The sequence below is a fragment of the Paenibacillus sp. NPDC057967 genome (assembly GCF_042887015.1).
Lineage (GTDB): Bacteria > Bacillota > Bacilli > Paenibacillales > Paenibacillaceae > Pristimantibacillus.
In genome coordinates this window covers 477,671-493,312 of record NZ_JBHVQB010000002.1, presented here as the reverse complement: position 1 = coordinate 493,312, position 15,642 = coordinate 477,671, and the positions used below count along the sequence as shown (strand labels likewise).

12 protein-coding genes are annotated in these 15,642 nt (G+C 55.4%); 1 reads left to right on the top strand and 11 read right to left on the bottom strand.

From position 1 onward, the window contains the following. Nucleotides 1-240: 240 nt before the first annotated feature. Complete coding sequence (locus ACFVSO_RS06660) at nucleotides 241-900, top strand: SIMPL domain-containing protein (RefSeq protein WP_387471359.1); 660 nt, start codon at nucleotides 241-243, stop codon at nucleotides 898-900. On the opposite strand, the gene ACFVSO_RS06655 is transcribed toward ACFVSO_RS06660, so the two are convergent. The 11 genes from ACFVSO_RS06655 to ACFVSO_RS06605 form a co-directional block, all read right to left on the bottom strand. Continuing rightward, on the bottom strand, nucleotides 852-1,514 hold the full coding sequence (locus ACFVSO_RS06655) for a hypothetical protein (RefSeq protein WP_387471357.1): 663 nt from the start codon (nucleotides 1,512-1,514) through the stop codon (nucleotides 852-854). The two genes, ACFVSO_RS06660 and ACFVSO_RS06655, sit on opposite strands and share 49 nt — an antisense overlap. Before the next feature lie 661 nt (nucleotides 1,515-2,175). Next, a complete protein-coding gene (locus ACFVSO_RS06650) occupies nucleotides 2,176-2,952 on the bottom strand; it encodes an ABC transporter permease (protein WP_387471355.1) in 777 nt (258 codons plus the stop codon). A 58-nt stretch (nucleotides 2,953-3,010) separates the two neighbouring features. Further along, entirely contained in the window at nucleotides 3,011-3,787 is a 777-nt protein-coding gene (locus ACFVSO_RS06645) for an ABC transporter ATP-binding protein (protein ID WP_387471353.1), read from the bottom strand. Nucleotides 3,788-3,799: 12 nt separating this feature from the next. Beyond that, complete coding sequence (locus ACFVSO_RS06640; protein WP_387471351.1) at nucleotides 3,800-4,804, bottom strand: ABC transporter substrate-binding protein; 1,005 nt, start codon at nucleotides 4,802-4,804, stop codon at nucleotides 3,800-3,802. Then, complete coding sequence (locus ACFVSO_RS06635; protein WP_387471349.1) at nucleotides 4,791-6,251, bottom strand: aryl-sulfate sulfotransferase; 1,461 nt, start codon at nucleotides 6,249-6,251, stop codon at nucleotides 4,791-4,793. Before ACFVSO_RS06635 ends, ACFVSO_RS06640 begins: the two co-directional genes overlap by 14 nt. Before the next feature lie 28 nt (nucleotides 6,252-6,279). Further along, nucleotides 6,280-6,813, bottom strand: a complete 534-nt coding sequence (locus ACFVSO_RS06630) for a MarR family winged helix-turn-helix transcriptional regulator (RefSeq protein ID WP_387471347.1) — start codon at nucleotides 6,811-6,813, stop codon at nucleotides 6,280-6,282. A gap of 431 nt (nucleotides 6,814-7,244) precedes the next feature. Continuing rightward, on the bottom strand, nucleotides 7,245-8,816 hold the full coding sequence (gene gcvPB / locus ACFVSO_RS06625; RefSeq protein ID WP_387471345.1) for an aminomethyl-transferring glycine dehydrogenase subunit GcvPB: 1,572 nt from the start codon (nucleotides 8,814-8,816) through the stop codon (nucleotides 7,245-7,247). A 16-nt stretch (nucleotides 8,817-8,832) separates the two neighbouring features. Continuing rightward, nucleotides 8,833-10,230, bottom strand: coding sequence for an aminomethyl-transferring glycine dehydrogenase subunit GcvPA (gcvPA, locus tag ACFVSO_RS06620; protein WP_387471343.1), 1,398 nt, complete (start codon nucleotides 10,228-10,230; stop codon nucleotides 8,833-8,835). Nucleotides 10,231-10,377: 147 nt separating this feature from the next. Beyond that, nucleotides 10,378-11,172, bottom strand: coding sequence for an SDR family NAD(P)-dependent oxidoreductase (locus tag ACFVSO_RS06615; protein WP_387471341.1), 795 nt, complete (start codon nucleotides 11,170-11,172; stop codon nucleotides 10,378-10,380). Next, nucleotides 11,169-14,306, bottom strand: coding sequence for a glycoside hydrolase family 2 TIM barrel-domain containing protein (locus ACFVSO_RS06610; protein WP_387471339.1), 3,138 nt, complete (start codon nucleotides 14,304-14,306; stop codon nucleotides 11,169-11,171). Before ACFVSO_RS06610 ends, ACFVSO_RS06615 begins: the two co-directional genes overlap by 4 nt. Then, nucleotides 14,303-15,637, bottom strand: coding sequence for an MFS transporter (locus tag ACFVSO_RS06605; protein ID WP_387471337.1), 1,335 nt, complete (start codon nucleotides 15,635-15,637; stop codon nucleotides 14,303-14,305). The genes ACFVSO_RS06610 and ACFVSO_RS06605 overlap by 4 nt, the downstream gene beginning before the upstream one ends. Nucleotides 15,638-15,642: the final 5 nt, after the last annotated feature.

The following is a 15,642-nucleotide window of genomic DNA, read 5'->3' as shown; positions in this document are numbered from 1 at the left end:
AACAGGGTTTTCTCGTTTTCTCCGACCCATATTCCATTCAGTTGTTAGCTTTATTATATACACGAATGTTACGAGAGTGTGAAGAAGTTTTTGAGAAGTTGTAAAAAAAGAGGCAGAGAAAGAAGACGAAGGCCCAAAAAAAAGAGAGGGAAATAGACTTGTAATCTTCAAGAATGACCAGCTTGCGTGATCCATAGAATAACAAAATAAAGGAAAGTGTGCGAAAGGAGCTGTTCTGACATGACGATTTTGAACAGAAGCGAAAGAGGCGCGGAAAAGGAAGGCTGCGATTTTACGATTGAAGTGAGCGGAGAAGGCGTGACATCAGCAGCGCCGGACCGGACGATCATCACCCTCGGTGTTGTGACTGAAGGCAAGGAGGTTGCGCCAGTCCAGCGCGAGAATGCAGACGCAATCCGGGCTATTATCGAAGCATTGACAGCGCTTGGAGTGCCGAGATCAAATGTGCAGACAAAATCGTATAGTATCGACCCACAATACGATTACGAGGATGGCAAGCAAGTATTCCGCGGATACAAAGCAACGCATCTGCTGCAAATTACGCTGGATGGCGTAGAGCATGCCGGGACGGTGCTGGACACGGCAACCGCCCATGGCGCCAATTTGGTCTCCGAGGTCGCCTTTGCCTCCTCCGAAGCGGAGAAGCATCAGGAGGAAGCGCTCGCGCAAGCCGTGCGCCGCGCCCAGCAGAAAGCAGCCGGAATTGCGGCAGCGCTTGGCGTCTCCCTATCCGCCGTGCCATGCAAGGTACAGGAGATCGGAACCGAAGGCGAGCCCATCCGCTTCAAAACGATGATGGCGGCCAGCGACGCTACGCTGATCGAGCCGGGTCAATTGACCTTCAAAGCGGCTGTGCGCCTTTGGTATCTTTTCGCATAAGATGCGTTCAATTGTTGACGATCCAGCTCGGGGTAATCCGCCAGCCTTCCTTCGTACACCTTCTCCATCCGGGGGTGGCGGTGGAAGTGCTGCGGTGTAACAAGAGCAGGCGGCAGCTCTCCCGCTTCCGGGTTATTCCACAGCGAGAGTCCGCCTCTGCGGAGCACCTCCGCTACGAATTGCGAGCAGAAATAAGCGTCCGGGATTTCAAGGTCTCGGTTTAGCAACACACCGATTAGACCGATCAAATTGTAGGAATAACGCTCCCGTTCCTCGCGGAACTGCTCAATCGCCGCGGCGACAGCTTCCTTTTCTTTGCGCGTTACTTGGAGACGCAGCAGAATACAGGATGTATTTTGATAATAGCTGTAAGTGCCATAATAAACGTCCTCTTGAACAAAACCAGCATTAAGCGGGTTGCGCGCCGTCTTGCGGCCGAAGCTGTACAGCTCGTTCAGCTCAGAATCCAGCGCGATGGACGCATGGTTATAGGGGGCATTCGTGAAGCATTGAATCAGCCTCGAAAATGCAGTTCCCGTATTGGAAAGCAGAATGTATAAGTATGATTTGCGGCTCGTTGGATTCTTTGGACGGTTCGTTTTGCCTGCTGTCATATCCGTCACCTCTTCGTTCATAATGGCAGCCAGTCGAATTGTTTATGACTTGGTACCAATATACCAACGGTCTGAAGGACGGAATAGTACCAACTCTGTCTGGTACTGGCCTTCGGGCCTGAGGGGGAGAATAGTGAGAGCGGAAAGCGCGCTGTGTTTTTCTGTATGACGATGTTCGGTTGATTGACGGGCTGTTGGGGCCCGTCTGTTACTCATTGGGCGATCTAGTAGCGTAGCACTCTTATGACGGAACTTCCGATGCTCATCTGCTGCTGACTGGTGTTTTTAGTTCCTGCTCCTAATTAACAGTTTGTGACAATACTATTCCGCTTAGATGGGCATGAACGGGCATTTAGTGTTTTGTAGAAACGTTAATTTTGGATTTTCAGCACCTGCTCCTAATTAATGTTTTGTGGCAACACTATTCCACTCACATGGGCATGAACGCGCATTTAGTGTTTTGTAGAAACGTTAATTTGGGATTTTTAGCTTACTGGCATGAATAACGGAGCGACTCAACGCAAACTATATTGGACAAAGACAACGTGTCTCAGCAACACACAAAAGAGCCCCGCCGCCTCTCGGCTGCGGAGCTTCTTTGCACATTCTTATTGGCGGCGTCCTACGACACGACTGACCTGCCAAGACTATTAGCCAAGGCTCAACGTCTGAGCGAAGTTGTGCTAACGACACCATAACGGGATAGCAGCCTGCGGCCGATCCAGGCGACGGCGCGATCAGTCAGGAAACCCATGAGGCCAAGGCAGATCAGGCCGACGAAGATCCAGTCCGTGCGGAAGAACAGACGCGAATTCCAGATCAGATAGCCGACGCCCTCGTTGGATGCAATCATCTCCGCACCGATAATCGCCATAAAGGATGTGCCCATCGCGAGCCGGATGCCAGTGAACATATAGGGTACGGTAGCGGGAATAATAACATGCAAGACGATCTGCCATTCCGATGCACCCATGCTGCGGGCAGAACGAATCTTATCCTCTTCCACCGACATGACCCCGGTTAGCGTGTTCAGCACGACGATAAAAAAGGTCGCGTACAGAATCAACGCTATTTTCGAGGTTTCGCCAATTCCGAACCATACCAGAAACAGCGTAATAAACGCGATAGGCGGTATAAACCGGATAAAGTTCAAAAACGGCTCCGCTACAGCACGGATCGCACCTACCTTACCGATAATCAGTCCGACAGGTATCGCTATCAGGCTCCCTAGCGTCCAACCCGCCAATACACGGTACGAGCTAATGCCGATATATTGCAACAGAGTTCCGTCCTGCAGCAGCTCATACCCGCCTTGCGCCGTATAGATCGGTCCCGGCAATATCTCCGGCCCGTACACCAGCGACAAGAGCTGCCACATCGTCAAGCCTCCTAGCAGGAAGAGGCTATGAACCCCCCATTTTTTCAATCTCGCGCTCATGGCGATCACTCCGTTTCCCTTTTCAACTCATACGCCGTGCCATTGACAGCAGAACTCGCTATTCCTCAAAATGCGATTGAATCACCTCATGCAGCTTATGGAATTCTGGAGAAGCCAAATCACGTGGATAAGCCAGCGGCACATCGTAGATATGCGAGATATGCGACGACGGTCCCGCCGACATGATGCCGATTCGGCCGCCGAGCAGAAGCGCCTCCTGAATGTCGTGCGTCACGAAGATGACGGTCTTGTCGGTGCTGCGCCAAATATTGACCAGCTCCCGCTGCATCGTGCGGCGGGTCATGGCATCGAGCGCCCCGAACGGCTCATCCATGAGCAGAATGTCGGGATCGTTAGACAATACGCGGGCCAATTGCACCCTCTGCTTCATGCCGCCCGACAGCTCGCGCGGAAATTTCCCTTCGTGACCAGAGAGACCGACCATGGCAATGTACTTGTCGGAGATTTCCTTTCGTTTGGCAGCGGGTATCCGCTTCATCCTCAGACCAAACTCTACGTTCTCCCGAACGGTCAGCCAAGGAAAGAGAGAGGAGTCCGCCTGCTGGAAGACGACAGCACGATCCTGGCCGGGACGCACCACTTCCTTCTCCCCGACACGCACCTCGCCCGAGGTCTTGGAGACGAAACCGGCGATGAGACTAAGCAGCGTCGACTTGCCGCAGCCGCTCGGCCCAAGCAGGACAAAAAATTGTCCGCCTTTAACGGTCAGGTCCACATCCTTGATAATGTAATGCAGTTCTCCCGCCGATGGCTGCGAGTAGCTTTTATTCAATCGCTCGATGTAAATTTCATTGCTTTTCGACGCTGCGCTCATCCCATCATCCCCCTATTTCAATTCGACGCGATCCGGGAATGTCTCCCGCACCAGCTCCAGATTCAATTTATCGTCCAGGTTAAAATCCTTCTCGATGATGCCATTGTCAACCATATACTGCTTTTGGCCTGCCATGCCCTCATAGGCCTTCTGCGTGAAGCCGATATTCCACGGATTTTTTGGCAAATCCTTTAGTGTAGCCTCACGAGGCTGCTTCACTTCCTTGTACAAAATGTCGGCCGTCTCGTCAGGATGGTCCTGAGCGTACCTCGACGCTTCGTCGACCGCCTTCAAGAAAGCGATAACCCCTTCCCGATTGCTGCCGATCAGCTCGTTGGAGGTAATTAGCCCCGTGCCGAGGCGCACTGGCGTCTGGGACATATCCGTCAGCTCATAAGCTTCTTCCAGCGCGCCGAATTTTTCGTTCAGAACCGCCCCATAGACCCATGCCCCGTCAATCTCACCTTTTTTCAAAGCGACATAAGCTTCATCAAAGCCGCCTTGGCCGATCAGCTCGACCTCCGACAGAGCAATCCCGTTCTCAGCCAGGTAAACGTCCCATAGATAAGGAATAAAAGTGCCTCTGGAGAAGCTCAGCTTCTTGCCCTTCAAATCCGCCGCGCTGCTGATCTCCTTGCGCACAAACAGCTTCCACTCGCTGGCGCTCAGTTCGGTAGCAGTGCCGGATGAGGCAATAATGGAATAATCGCCTTTGCTGACAGCGTTCAGCAGCGGGAAATCGGCGCCGAACGCGACGTCTACTTGCTTGATAAAGAGCGCATTGACACCCTCGGCCGGAGTCGCGAACGTCACCAGTTCAGCGTCAAGGCCATGCTTATCGAAGAAGCCTTTGCTCTTCGCAACCTGGAATACCGTATTCGTCGTAATGTCTGCAATTCTGAGCTTAAGCTTGGGACCATCGCTTTTTCCGCTGGAGCAGCCGGTCATTAGAACAGCAGCTGCAACCAACGTCAGCAGTACCAAACTCCATCTGTTTGCCGAACTACGATTCTTCATGGCTATTCTCCTCCTTCGCAGGGGCTTCATCGGTACGTGCCACGCATAAAGCACCCTCTTCATAAGACAATGTCCCTTCTACTTCAACGGCTGTAATCGCTCCTCTTGGCGCTGCGCCCGGCAGACGATAGTCCGCCACATCCAGCGGCGCAATCTCCGTCTCGACCGGCTGCTCCAGCTGAGGCACCCATTCGTAAGGCACGCGGTATGCGCGATATACCATGTTGGAGTTGCGTTTATTTTTGTAGGGGGAGATATGCTCCCATACCAGCTCATGCTCGTTCGTCACCTCGAAGATGCGTCCGTCCGCCCCTTCCGTAATGAGGGTATTGCCGTTCGGCAGCCGCTGGGCGGAGCTGATATAGGGGCTGTAGAACCGATAAGAGTCAAGCGGTGCCTGGAAGCCCGCTTCCGTCGGCGTATACTGCCATTCGATCTCCAGCGTAACGGGATTGATCTCCAGAATGCGGGAGTGATCGCGCCGCGCGTTTTTCAGACCGTCCGGGGACTCTGGATTCGGCAACCCGTAGCCGCCCCAGCCGCCATTGTCGAAGATGAGAATATTGCCCTCTCCCGGCAGTCCTCTCGGAATCATGTGAGCATGGTGCTGGCCGATAATCCAGCCGATATGCTTAGTCGCTTCGTCATTGTAATTCGGACCGAGCTTCCATACGATGTTCCCTGTTTTTTTATCGATAATGGCAATAATATTCGTCTCGCGCGCATCCCAAATGATATTGTCCGGATGGAACCGCTCGTCGCCCCTATCATAAAATTGATTCGGACCAAGCACCGAAGCGGAATTGATATGCATCCAGTCGCCTGCGTTTGTACCAAAAAATCTCGTATTCGGATCCTTGTACAGCGCTCGCTTCGCATCCTCGTCAAAGCCCAGCTCCTCGAAATGGTCGCTGCACGTCCACTCCCAGATGACATTGCCTTCCCAGTCGACTTCAAGAATCGTATCGTCCAGCAGCTCCTTGTCGGAAATTTCCGGACGGCTTACATTTTTATGCGCCAGCACGATCGTATTGCCGGAATCCGTCTTCGGCTCCTGCCCGGGAACGTAATAGCCGACAGGATTGCCCTCTCGCTGGTAATCATGATGCTGGCGCGCCATCCACTGCGCAGAATGTCCAGGATCTTCAATCCACTGGTAGCGGTCGAACTTCCAGACAATATTGCCGTTCCAATCCACCTGTACCAGATTCAGCTCATCCTGAAAACCATACTGAGGATCGCGCTCCGCCGTACTGCCCAGCACATAGCCGCCGGGAAGCAGCTTGTTCGGAAAGCCTCTCAGCCCCTTCCACAAATGCACCTCTCTGCCGTTCATATCGACCAGCAGCGCGCCCGTCTCCGCCGCCTGATAAAGCGTATAGCCGCTCCATGCCTTTCTCGGGTTATATACCGTCGTTCCTGTCGGATAAATCGTAGGGTGTCCCATCGTTAATTGCTCCTCTCTCACGCCAAATTTAGTAGGAAATAAATCGATTCGTCCGGTTTGTTGATTCCGCACCCTTAGTCTTCTGGGCAGTCTGCTTCTCTTCCGCATAAGCCATCACGGTACCCGAGAATCGTTCCACATTATGACTCAATCTTTTGAAAATCATGATTTGCGCATCCAGTTCCTCGGATGTAAAGCCCTCGAACAATACCGAGATCATATAAGCTCCCGCATCCCGGTTGCGCTTCAACAGCTCCCGCCCTTGCTCGGTAATCCGCAGAATAACGGTACGGCGGTCTTCCTCGCTTCGCACCCGGACGGCAAACCCGCCATCCTCCAGCTTGTCGCATAATGCAGTGACCGCTCCCGACGTAAAGTCCAGCTGCTCCGCCAGCTCCCCGAGACGCTGCTCTCCCTGCTGATGAATTAAATTCAGAATGAGCAAGCCCGGCAGCGAAATGCCTTCAATCGTAATTTTGTCGCGCTCCTTCACGAAACGTCTGACCAGCTTGCGGAACAGCCAATCCGCTTCCTCAAGCAACTCCCAATTCCTGTTGTCCATATATCCCCCTTCATCCACACGCCGGATGAGAAAACCTCTATCGAGGCTTTTCCAAATAGAATTTTTATATCCGATCCCCCGGAAAACTTATAAATTCTATTGTGGTAACAAAAAAACTCCTGGCTTCCTCTAGCAAGTAGAGAAAAGCAGGAGCCTTTGGCGGTCCAATCGGCGACTGATTGATTTAATTTTAAGATAATGAACATTCATCAAATGATTAATCATTAAATGAGTGTTCGTTGATTTGCGTTGGATTCAGACTAAACCAATTATTCACACCTGTCAAGTAGGAATAATAAAATTTGATAAATAAAGAAGCCTCCACCACCTCGTTCAAGGATGCGGAAGCTTCTCGTTTTTCAAGTATTTTGAAATTTAATAGCGGGATTAGCTGCAAGTTACATCCTCTTCATAAGCTTGCCTCCAACCAGCTACTTCCCGGAAGCGGCGAGACCCGTCTTGCGCAAATACACTCTCCAGCTTGTGCACCACAGCGCCGGATCATCGAGGGAGGATTCGTCAATGCGATGCACGGTGCTGGCATGCGGCGCGTCCTTGACGATTTGCGGCTCGTTGTAAGCCTCGTAAGAGATATGCTCCAGCGCAGCAATGTACTCGTCCAAGTCATCCTTGGAATACGATTCCGTCGGCTCCAGCGTGAACGGTTGCGGTACGATATACGGATGATGGCTGGTCCAGTAGTGAAGGCCGAAATCGCACATTCTGCGTTGTACGTCTTCTGTCGTAACACCTGTTTCTTGCGCAAGCTGCTCCCAGCTATAGCGCACCTGCTCCAGACGCATGCCTTCCACATACGGAGCGCTAGCCCCGCGGATTTTCGTAATATGGTGATACAGATAATTGTTGTTCAATACGGCGATCTGGGCCACATTGAGCAGCCCGACTGCTCCAAGACTGCGAATCCAGGCGTACGAGCGCAGCACGGTCTGGGCGACGCCGTGGAAGGAGCGCACCTTACCAATGCTATACTCCTGATCCCACTTAAAGGTGTAGCGGCCGTTCTCTTCCTCGACATAAGGCCCTGGCAGGAATGGCTTCAGCTTCTCCACGACGCCGAGCGCGCCAGTCGCTGGACCGCCGCACATATGCGGCGCGGCAAACGTCTTGTGCAGGTTGAAGAAGCACATATCGAAGCCCGCTTCCTTCGCTCTCGCAATGCCGAGCAGGCCGTTGGCGTTCGCCTGATCGTAGAAGCACAGCCCGCCCGCTTCATGCACCAGATCGGTAAATTCGCGGATGCGCGGATTGAAGATGCCCGTATCCTCCGGGTTCGCCACGACAAAGCCCGCCGTCCGCTCCGAGATGACACCCTTCAGCTTCTCGATATCCGGGAAGCCGTTCTCATCCGGGTACAAAGTAATAATCTTATAGCCCTTGACCGCAGCCGTTGCCGCTTGCGATGGATGAGAGAAGATCGTCGTAATGATCTCATCGCGCTGATCGCCTTCGCCGTTCGCCTCATGATAGGCCCGGACGATCGACGCCATGGCGAACAGCGCCTGCGTGCCGCTGCTCGGCTGGAAGCTGAATGCATCCATGCCTGAAATCTCGCGCATCGCCAGATCCATGCGGTGATAGATTTCCAGCATGCCCTGCACGGTGCTCTCATCCTGCAGCGGATGCAGATCGGCTACCTTGTCGCTGCGAATCAGAAACTCGTTAACACGCGGAATATATTTCATCGTGCAAGTGCCTTGCCCGATCTCGACATTGAGATCGGAGCCGAGCGTCTCCTGCGATAATCTCAAATAATGGCGCAATACCTTCGCTTGACCGATTTCCGGCAGCTTGGGCGCCTCGCTTCTGCGCATGGACGCCGGAATTAGCGATACGCCGTCGCCGACCGCTTCCTTAATTTCGGCTTCCGCCTCAGGTACCCAGACGCCGCGCTCCCCAGGCTGATGCAATTCAAATATAACCGGTTCATCCCATTTGGCCTGATGAAAGGCTCTTACCTTCTGCTCTCTCTTGATCGGTTTCATATGATCGCTCCTCCCCTTACGCTTTGTCAGTCAGACGCTTCAGCGCCGCAGCCAATCGGTCGATGTCTTCCTGGAAAATAACCTCCGTCACGCAATAAAGCGCACATTGCCCGAGTTCAGGGAAATCCTCCGTCAGATCCTTTCCGCCGAAGATGCCTTCCGCACGCAAGCCCTCGTTCAGCTCGCGCACCGTCTTACCTGTGCCATTGAAATCTACGACAAACTCCTTGAAAAACGCGCCGTCAAAACGTACCTTGACGCCCGGAATTTGGCCCAGCATGCGCGCCGCATACTGTGACTTCTGCATAATCGTAGTGCCCAGCTCCTGCATACCGTGCGGCCCCATAATCGCGAGGTAGACGCCCGCTACGATGCCCCACAGCGCTGTCTGCGTGCCTACCGATTCCTTGCCCTTCTCCCGCTTGGCGAAGGAAGTCCGCTCGTATGCCACGTCGCCGAAGCCGTATTCTCCCTCCACGCTGGTAGGCGCAATGCCGAACAGGCGGGACGGATATTCCATCACATAACGCTCCTCATCTCGCGTGGCGATAAAGCCGGCTTGGCCTCCTCCGTAATTCATCCGAATGCCGAGCGGCTGCAAGTCGCCGCAGACGATGTCCGCTCCGTAAGCACTCGGCGGCGCAAGCACGCCAAGCGAGCTTGGATCGACGCCGACGACAAACTCCGCTCCATGCGCATGCGCCAGATCGGCGATCTGCCCGCCGTTCGCTTCAATCATGCCGAGATAGCCCGGATTCTCGATATAGACGGCGGCAACATCGTCGCCAAGCTTGCTCTTCAAATCCGCCAGATCAAGCGCGCCCGTTGCCGTATCGAACTTGACCGTCTCCACTTGGATGACCGGGGTGCAATAGTTGATAATGATTTTGAGCTTGTCAGGCGAGACGGAGCCCGCTATCAGCACGCGTCCTCTTCCCGTCATCCGGGCAGCCATGCGCAGAGCGGTGGATGCCGCCTGCGCCCAGTCGAACGTCGGTACATTGACGACGTCCATATCGATCAGCTCTGCCATTAAGCTTTGATACTCAAACAATGCTTGAAAACGTCCATGATCTTCGTACGGCTCGCCCGCATACGCCGTAACGAACTCAGATCGCTGGCTGATCTCGTCGCATACCGCCGGAATAAAATGCTGCCAGCAGCCCGCCCCCAGGAAGCTTACCGCTTCCTTCGCGCTTGTATTGCGAGCAATAAGGCGCTCTACATGGCGCTGTAGCTCATATTCCGTCAGCGCCGGAGGCATATTCATCGCCTTCGGCATCCTCAGATGGGCGGGGACGCCTTGGTACAGCTCTTCTATATCGTTAATGCCGATGGAGCGAAGCATCGCTTTGCGCACCTCGGGCACTGTATTCGGAATATAAGGATGGACCGTTCTGTTAGGGGAAGTCATGCCATTCGCCTCCTGATTCTGATGAAAATGTTGCAACGCGTCTTTAAGTGCGTGTTCAAAAAGTCCGTTTTCAGCACATGAGCTTATGCTTCCGATGATGCGTTTTTTCAAAACGCTGCAGAAGATGGGATGAAGCTGAACAACCTCTTAAGCCAGCCCGCCTCCGTCTACGACCAGCACAGAACCTGTCACCCACTGCGACATATCGCTTGCCAGGAACAGCACCGCATTCGCGATGTCCTGCGGCGTGCCTAACCGAGCCAGCGGACGATCCGCCGAGGAGACGAGGAACGACTTCTCCTCCAGCTGGAGCTGCCGCGCTTCATCCCGCAGCAGCGGCGTGTCGGTGTCGCCGGGGCATACGCAGTTGACCCGGATGTTGTCCCTGCCGTGGTCAATCGCCATTGCTTTCGTCAGATTGACCATACCCGCTTTCGCCGCGCAATAAGCGGCCGCCTTGTCGCCGCCCTTAAGCCCCCAGCCGGAGCCGGTGTTGATAATGCTGCCGCCGCCATTCTCCGCCATGAACGGAATGATGAATTTGGAGAGCAGGAAAGCACCTTTCAGCGTAACGTCAAGAACGAGATCCCATTCCGCTTCTTCGGTCTCGACAACGGTTTTGCGGCGGATAACGCCTGCATTGTTGAACAATATATCCGCTCTGCCGAACCGCTCGCGAATGCCCTTTACCGCCGCCTCACATTGCTCCGCCGACGTCACGTCGCAGCGGAAGCTTTCCGCTTCTCCGCCGCCTTCGCGAATGCCCTCTGCGGCAAGCTGCGCTTGTTCCCCGTTCACATCGAGAATGGCGATCTTGGCCCCGAATCGAGACAGCGTCTGCGCCGTTGCCAGGCCGATTCCCGATGCGCCTCCGGTTACAACAGCTACCTTCCCTTGCACATTCAGCAATTGTTCGATCATGTCCGCTCTGCCCATTGTCATGACTCTCGCTCTCCTCTCATTATTAATTCCGCGCCCAGTGCAACAGGCGATATTTCTTCCGCATGGTACGGCTTCAGCTTCACTGCGAATTGGAACGGCTCCGGCTTCGCCTGATACGGCGGAAGCTGTGCCGGACCGCAGCTGTTGCTGCCAAGACCGGATTGCTTCCAGTCCAGATGCCAGACGATATAATCCCGCTCCTTCAGCTCGGAGCGATGCTTGGCAAGATCAAGATCCTCGGTCGCGTAACGATGTGCGCTGAAATTCAGCTCCGGCGCGCCAGCCGCCATTAGCCCGATTCCTCTGTCGTCATGCAGCGTTACCCAGCGAACATCGGTCCGGTTGCCGTTCTCCTGCGGATACACGTAAGGGAATTCCAGCTCCTCCACACTGCTGCGATACATGCCCACGGGGTTCGCGCGCTTGCTGTCCGCATAGTTCTCGCCCGGTCCGCGACCGTACCATACGGCTTGGCGCAGCGTCTGCGGCAACTCCAGCTCCCAGCCGATGCGCGGCAGCATCTCAGGCGGCTTGCCCTCCGGCAGGCCTGATACATCCAGCGTAACCAGTCCATCCGGCGCAATCCGGTAGACGACCTCGCAGCGGAAGCCCCAATCATAGACCGGAGGCGCGATGCGCAGCGAGAAACAGATCAGCCATTCGTCGCCATCCGCTTCGGCATGCCATCCATCTACACGCGTCTGCATCCGGTCCATATGCGCTTTGTGCCATTCCTTCACAACATACATATCGTTGTCGATCACAGCGCGCCAGAAGCTCATGCTTGGCCCTTTATGCAGCAGCGTGCTGCCTTCGAATGTCCACTCCGTCAGTTGCGCCTTGTGGAGATCGAACGCAAGTGTGAATCGATCCCCGGCAATGACAGCGCGGTTCCCCTCTTGCTCATAACGCAATGCGCCGTTCATCTCACGCTGTGGCTCGGCTCCCGCGACGCCTTCAGCTTCAGCAACTGCCGCAAGCGGCAGCGTCCATTGGTCGAAGGCCAGCTCATGGCCCCGCAGCGCCCAGCGCTGATCCGACGCAAGCGTCACGCTGACGCGCAGCCAAGCGTCACCGCTGCCTGCATCCAGCTCTCCGCGCTCATATGGCAAGTTGACAACGCCCTTCTCCCCTGCCGGAATCGGCGGCAGACGAAGCTCTCCGCTTTGAACGGCCTCGCCATTCTGCATAACCGACCAGGACAGCGACAGATGGTCCAGCTTCAGAAAATCATAACGGCTCAGCAGCTCCAGCTTGCCGTCTGCGGCATCCAGAATCTGCATCGTAACCGGCTCAATCGTTTTCTTATATTCCAGCAGCCCCGGTGATGGGGTGCGGTCCGGCAAGATGAGGCCGTCAATGACGAAGTTGCTGTTGTTCGGCTCGTCGCCATAATCGCCGCCGTAAGCATAATCCGTTTTGCCGCCCTCGCTTTTCAGCAGCAAACCATGATCGATCCACTCCCATACGAATGCCCCTTGCAGCCGCTTGCTGCCGCGGAACGCTTCCTCGTATTCCAGCAGTCCGCCCGGGCCGTTGCCCATCGCATGAGCGTATTCGCACAAGATATGCGGCTTGCCCAAATCGTTCTTTTCACCAAAGCCGATCATCTTCTCCACCGAGGAATACATCGTACTGTAGACGTCGCATACCTCCGCCTCGCGGTCTCCTTCATAATGGATGAGCCGCGTCGAGTCGGCTGCTTTGCACCATGCACTCATCGCGCGCTGATTGCAGCCAAAGCCGGATTCATTGCCGAGCGACCACATGATGATCGAAGGGTGGTTTTTATCCCGCTGCACCATACGGGCGACGCGATCGACATAAGCGGCTTCCCATGCGGGATCATCGCTCAGCATATGCGGCTTGCCGATTAGCTCTACGCCATGGCATTCCAGATCGGCTTCGTCCATGACATACAATCCGTACTCGTCGCACAGGTCATAGAAGCGCGGATCATTCGGATAATGCGCTGTACGAACGGCATTGATGTTATGCCGCTTCATCATGAGCACATCCTGCTTCATGACCTCGTACGGGACATAACGGCCCAGCTCAGGATGATGGTCGTGGCGATTCACACCCTTAAGGCGCACAGCCACTCCGTTCACCTTCATCAGCCCTTCGCTCACTTCCACCTGACGGAAGCCGACGCGCGCCGGAATAACCTCGACTGTCTCACCGTCCAGCGTTTGCAGCGTCATAAGCAGCAAATACAAATGCGGCTCCTCTGCCGACCATTTCCGTGGATTAGCAATCGTCATCTTCTCTTGCAGCGCGGCCTTGCCGCCTGCGTCGACGCGAACCTTATCACTCGTCCACGATGCGATCTCCCTGCCGCTGCCCCACTCGGACAGCGCATAGTGAACCCGATAGTCGGCTGCAATCCCGCTGCCTTTGCCCGCAAGCTCGCTGTCAATCGACAGCAAGGCGTCATCGCCCCCGCCTGCGAACTCGGTACGAACCGTAAAGTCGCGAATATGCGTCTGCGGACGGGCGATGAGCGATACGTCTCGGAAGATACCGCTCAGCCACCACATGTCCTGATCCTCGATATAGCTGCCATCAGACCATTGGTAGACTTTCACAGCAAGGCTGTTTCTCCCTTCCCGCACGTAGTCGGTAATATCGAACTCCGCTGGCAGGCGGCTGCCTTGGCTGTAGCCTACTGGCTTGCCATTGACCCAGACATGATACGCGCTGTCGACACCTTCGAACCGAAGCGTAACGCGGCGCGACAGCCAGCCGCCTGGCAGACGGAACTCCTTGCGGTAGCAGCCCGTTGGATTGTCGCTTGGCACTCGCGGCGGATCGATCGGGAACGGATAATACAAATCGGTATAATGCGGCTTGCCGTAGCCTTGCAGCTGCCAATGTCCCGGCACGGCAATGCCGGCCCAAACGCTGTCATCGTAATGCTCTTCATGGAAGTTCTCCGGCGCCAGCTCCGGCGCTTCGGCATATTGGAACTTCCAGGTCCCGTTCAATAGGCGAAACCAAGGCGACTTGCCCCGGTCATAAGATCGTGCGCTCACCTTGTTGGGATAGGCGATAAAGTAGGAGCGGCCTTCCTCGCGGTTCCGCTCCAATACGTCGAGCCGCTGCCAATCCGGCAGCCCAGTAGATGTTGTCATGCTGTATGTCCTCCTGTCTCTTTATGTTGCAATAAGGGCTGTACAAACTTGTAGTAATAACCGTAGCCGAGCAGCAGCATGACGCCAGTCACGGCAAAGGGCAATTCTATTCGACCGCCGGACAGCAGCAGCCCCGCCGTATAGGTGGCTCCCGCCGAACCCACGCTGCGAAAAACGGAGCGCATACCCGCGTAGATGTTGCGGTCACGCTCATGGAGCACCGACATCGACTGGCTGTCGATCATATTGCTCAGCATGGTGAATCCGCCGCCCCTCATCAGCAGGAGCATAGCGAACATGGCCACCGGCAGTTGCATGCTTAGCACGAATGCTAGCAGCGCATTGCCCAGATAGACCCAGCGGAACGCCTTCGCAATGCCGAAGCGCTCCAGCACCCACGGCGTCAGCAGCGAAGCTATGAACAGCAATATGCCATTGGCCGTAAGCAGCAGCGAGATCGCGCTGTCCTCCCAGCCCGTCCGGTGCTTCACCATCACGTTCAGGAACCCGCTAATCATCGCAAAGCTGATGCCGCTAATGAACGTATAGCAGGCTAGCGTCCATACCGTCCGGCTCGGCTTGCGCCATACGAACGTCTTCGGTCCGCGCCCGCTTTCTAGAGGGGTTGCTGCCGCTGCGGCAGACTGGCGGATTCCCGCAGCCTGCGCCGGATGCTCTCCTTCTGAAGCCGCTGACGCCATTCGCCCGCCCCGGCGCTCCGGAGGGAGCCATAGCGCCCGCAGCAGCCCAAGCACCGCGAGTGTGCCCGAGGCGCAATAGAGCACCGCCCGATACCCGGCCGCAGCTCCTTCCGGGTCCGTGCTGCTGGAAAGCCAGCCCGGAATCATGCCACCAAGCAGCGTCCCTGCTCCAACGAACATGGTGAACACTGCAAACATCAAGCTGAACGACCGGGTCTCTTCCTTCCGCGACCGGCTGTAGGAGAACAGCAGCTGCACCTCCGTCGTCTCGATACAGCACAGTCCGGTCGATATCAATAATTGAGCCGCATAAAACCGAATCTCTCCACTCCCGGAAGCGAATAAGGCAACTCCGCCTGCGACGGCGAACACGCCGGATACCAGCAGCGGCTTGCGCCCGACCTTGCCCGCCAGCAGGCTCACGGGAATCGCGAGCCCGCCCATCACGAGAATGCCCGTCGAGACGATGCCGCCAACCTTCGCTTCGGTTAATCCCATCGCCAGCAAATAGTAGTTCAGCACGAGCGTGTACAGTCCGATGCCGATGCCGTACAACGCCTCGCTGGTCAGAAACCGGCGCGCGCCTTCGCTCATTTGCAGCGTATCTCTAAAGTAGCTATTGCCTGCCATGATGT

What these genes read in the sequence shown, in the direction of transcription:
- ACFVSO_RS06660 (WP_387471359.1), top strand. Translation starts at nt 241, where the DNA reads ATGACGATTTTGAACAGAAGCGAAAGAGGCGCGGAAAAGGAAGGCTGC.
- ACFVSO_RS06655 (WP_387471357.1), bottom strand. Translation starts at nt 1,514, where the DNA reads ATGACAGCAGGCAAAACGAACCGTCCAAAGAATCCAACGAGCCGCAAA.
- ACFVSO_RS06650 (WP_387471355.1), bottom strand. Translation starts at nt 2,952, where the DNA reads ATGAGCGCGAGATTGAAAAAATGGGGGGTTCATAGCCTCTTCCTGCTA.
- ACFVSO_RS06645 (WP_387471353.1), bottom strand. Translation starts at nt 3,787, where the DNA reads ATGAGCGCAGCGTCGAAAAGCAATGAAATTTACATCGAGCGATTGAAT.
- ACFVSO_RS06640 (WP_387471351.1), bottom strand. Translation starts at nt 4,804, where the DNA reads ATGAAGAATCGTAGTTCGGCAAACAGATGGAGTTTGGTACTGCTGACG.
- ACFVSO_RS06635 (WP_387471349.1), bottom strand. Translation starts at nt 6,251, where the DNA reads ATGGGACACCCTACGATTTATCCGACAGGAACGACGGTATATAACCCG.
- ACFVSO_RS06630 (WP_387471347.1), bottom strand. Translation starts at nt 6,813, where the DNA reads ATGGACAACAGGAATTGGGAGTTGCTTGAGGAAGCGGATTGGCTGTTC.
- gcvPB (WP_387471345.1), bottom strand. Translation starts at nt 8,816, where the DNA reads ATGAAACCGATCAAGAGAGAGCAGAAGGTAAGAGCCTTTCATCAGGCC.
- gcvPA (WP_387471343.1), bottom strand. Translation starts at nt 10,230, where the DNA reads ATGACTTCCCCTAACAGAACGGTCCATCCTTATATTCCGAATACAGTG.
- ACFVSO_RS06615 (WP_387471341.1), bottom strand. Translation starts at nt 11,172, where the DNA reads ATGACAATGGGCAGAGCGGACATGATCGAACAATTGCTGAATGTGCAA.
- ACFVSO_RS06610 (WP_387471339.1), bottom strand. Translation starts at nt 14,306, where the DNA reads ATGACAACATCTACTGGGCTGCCGGATTGGCAGCGGCTCGACGTATTG.
- ACFVSO_RS06605 (WP_387471337.1), bottom strand. Translation starts at nt 15,637, where the DNA reads ATGGCAGGCAATAGCTACTTTAGAGATACGCTGCAAATGAGCGAAGGC.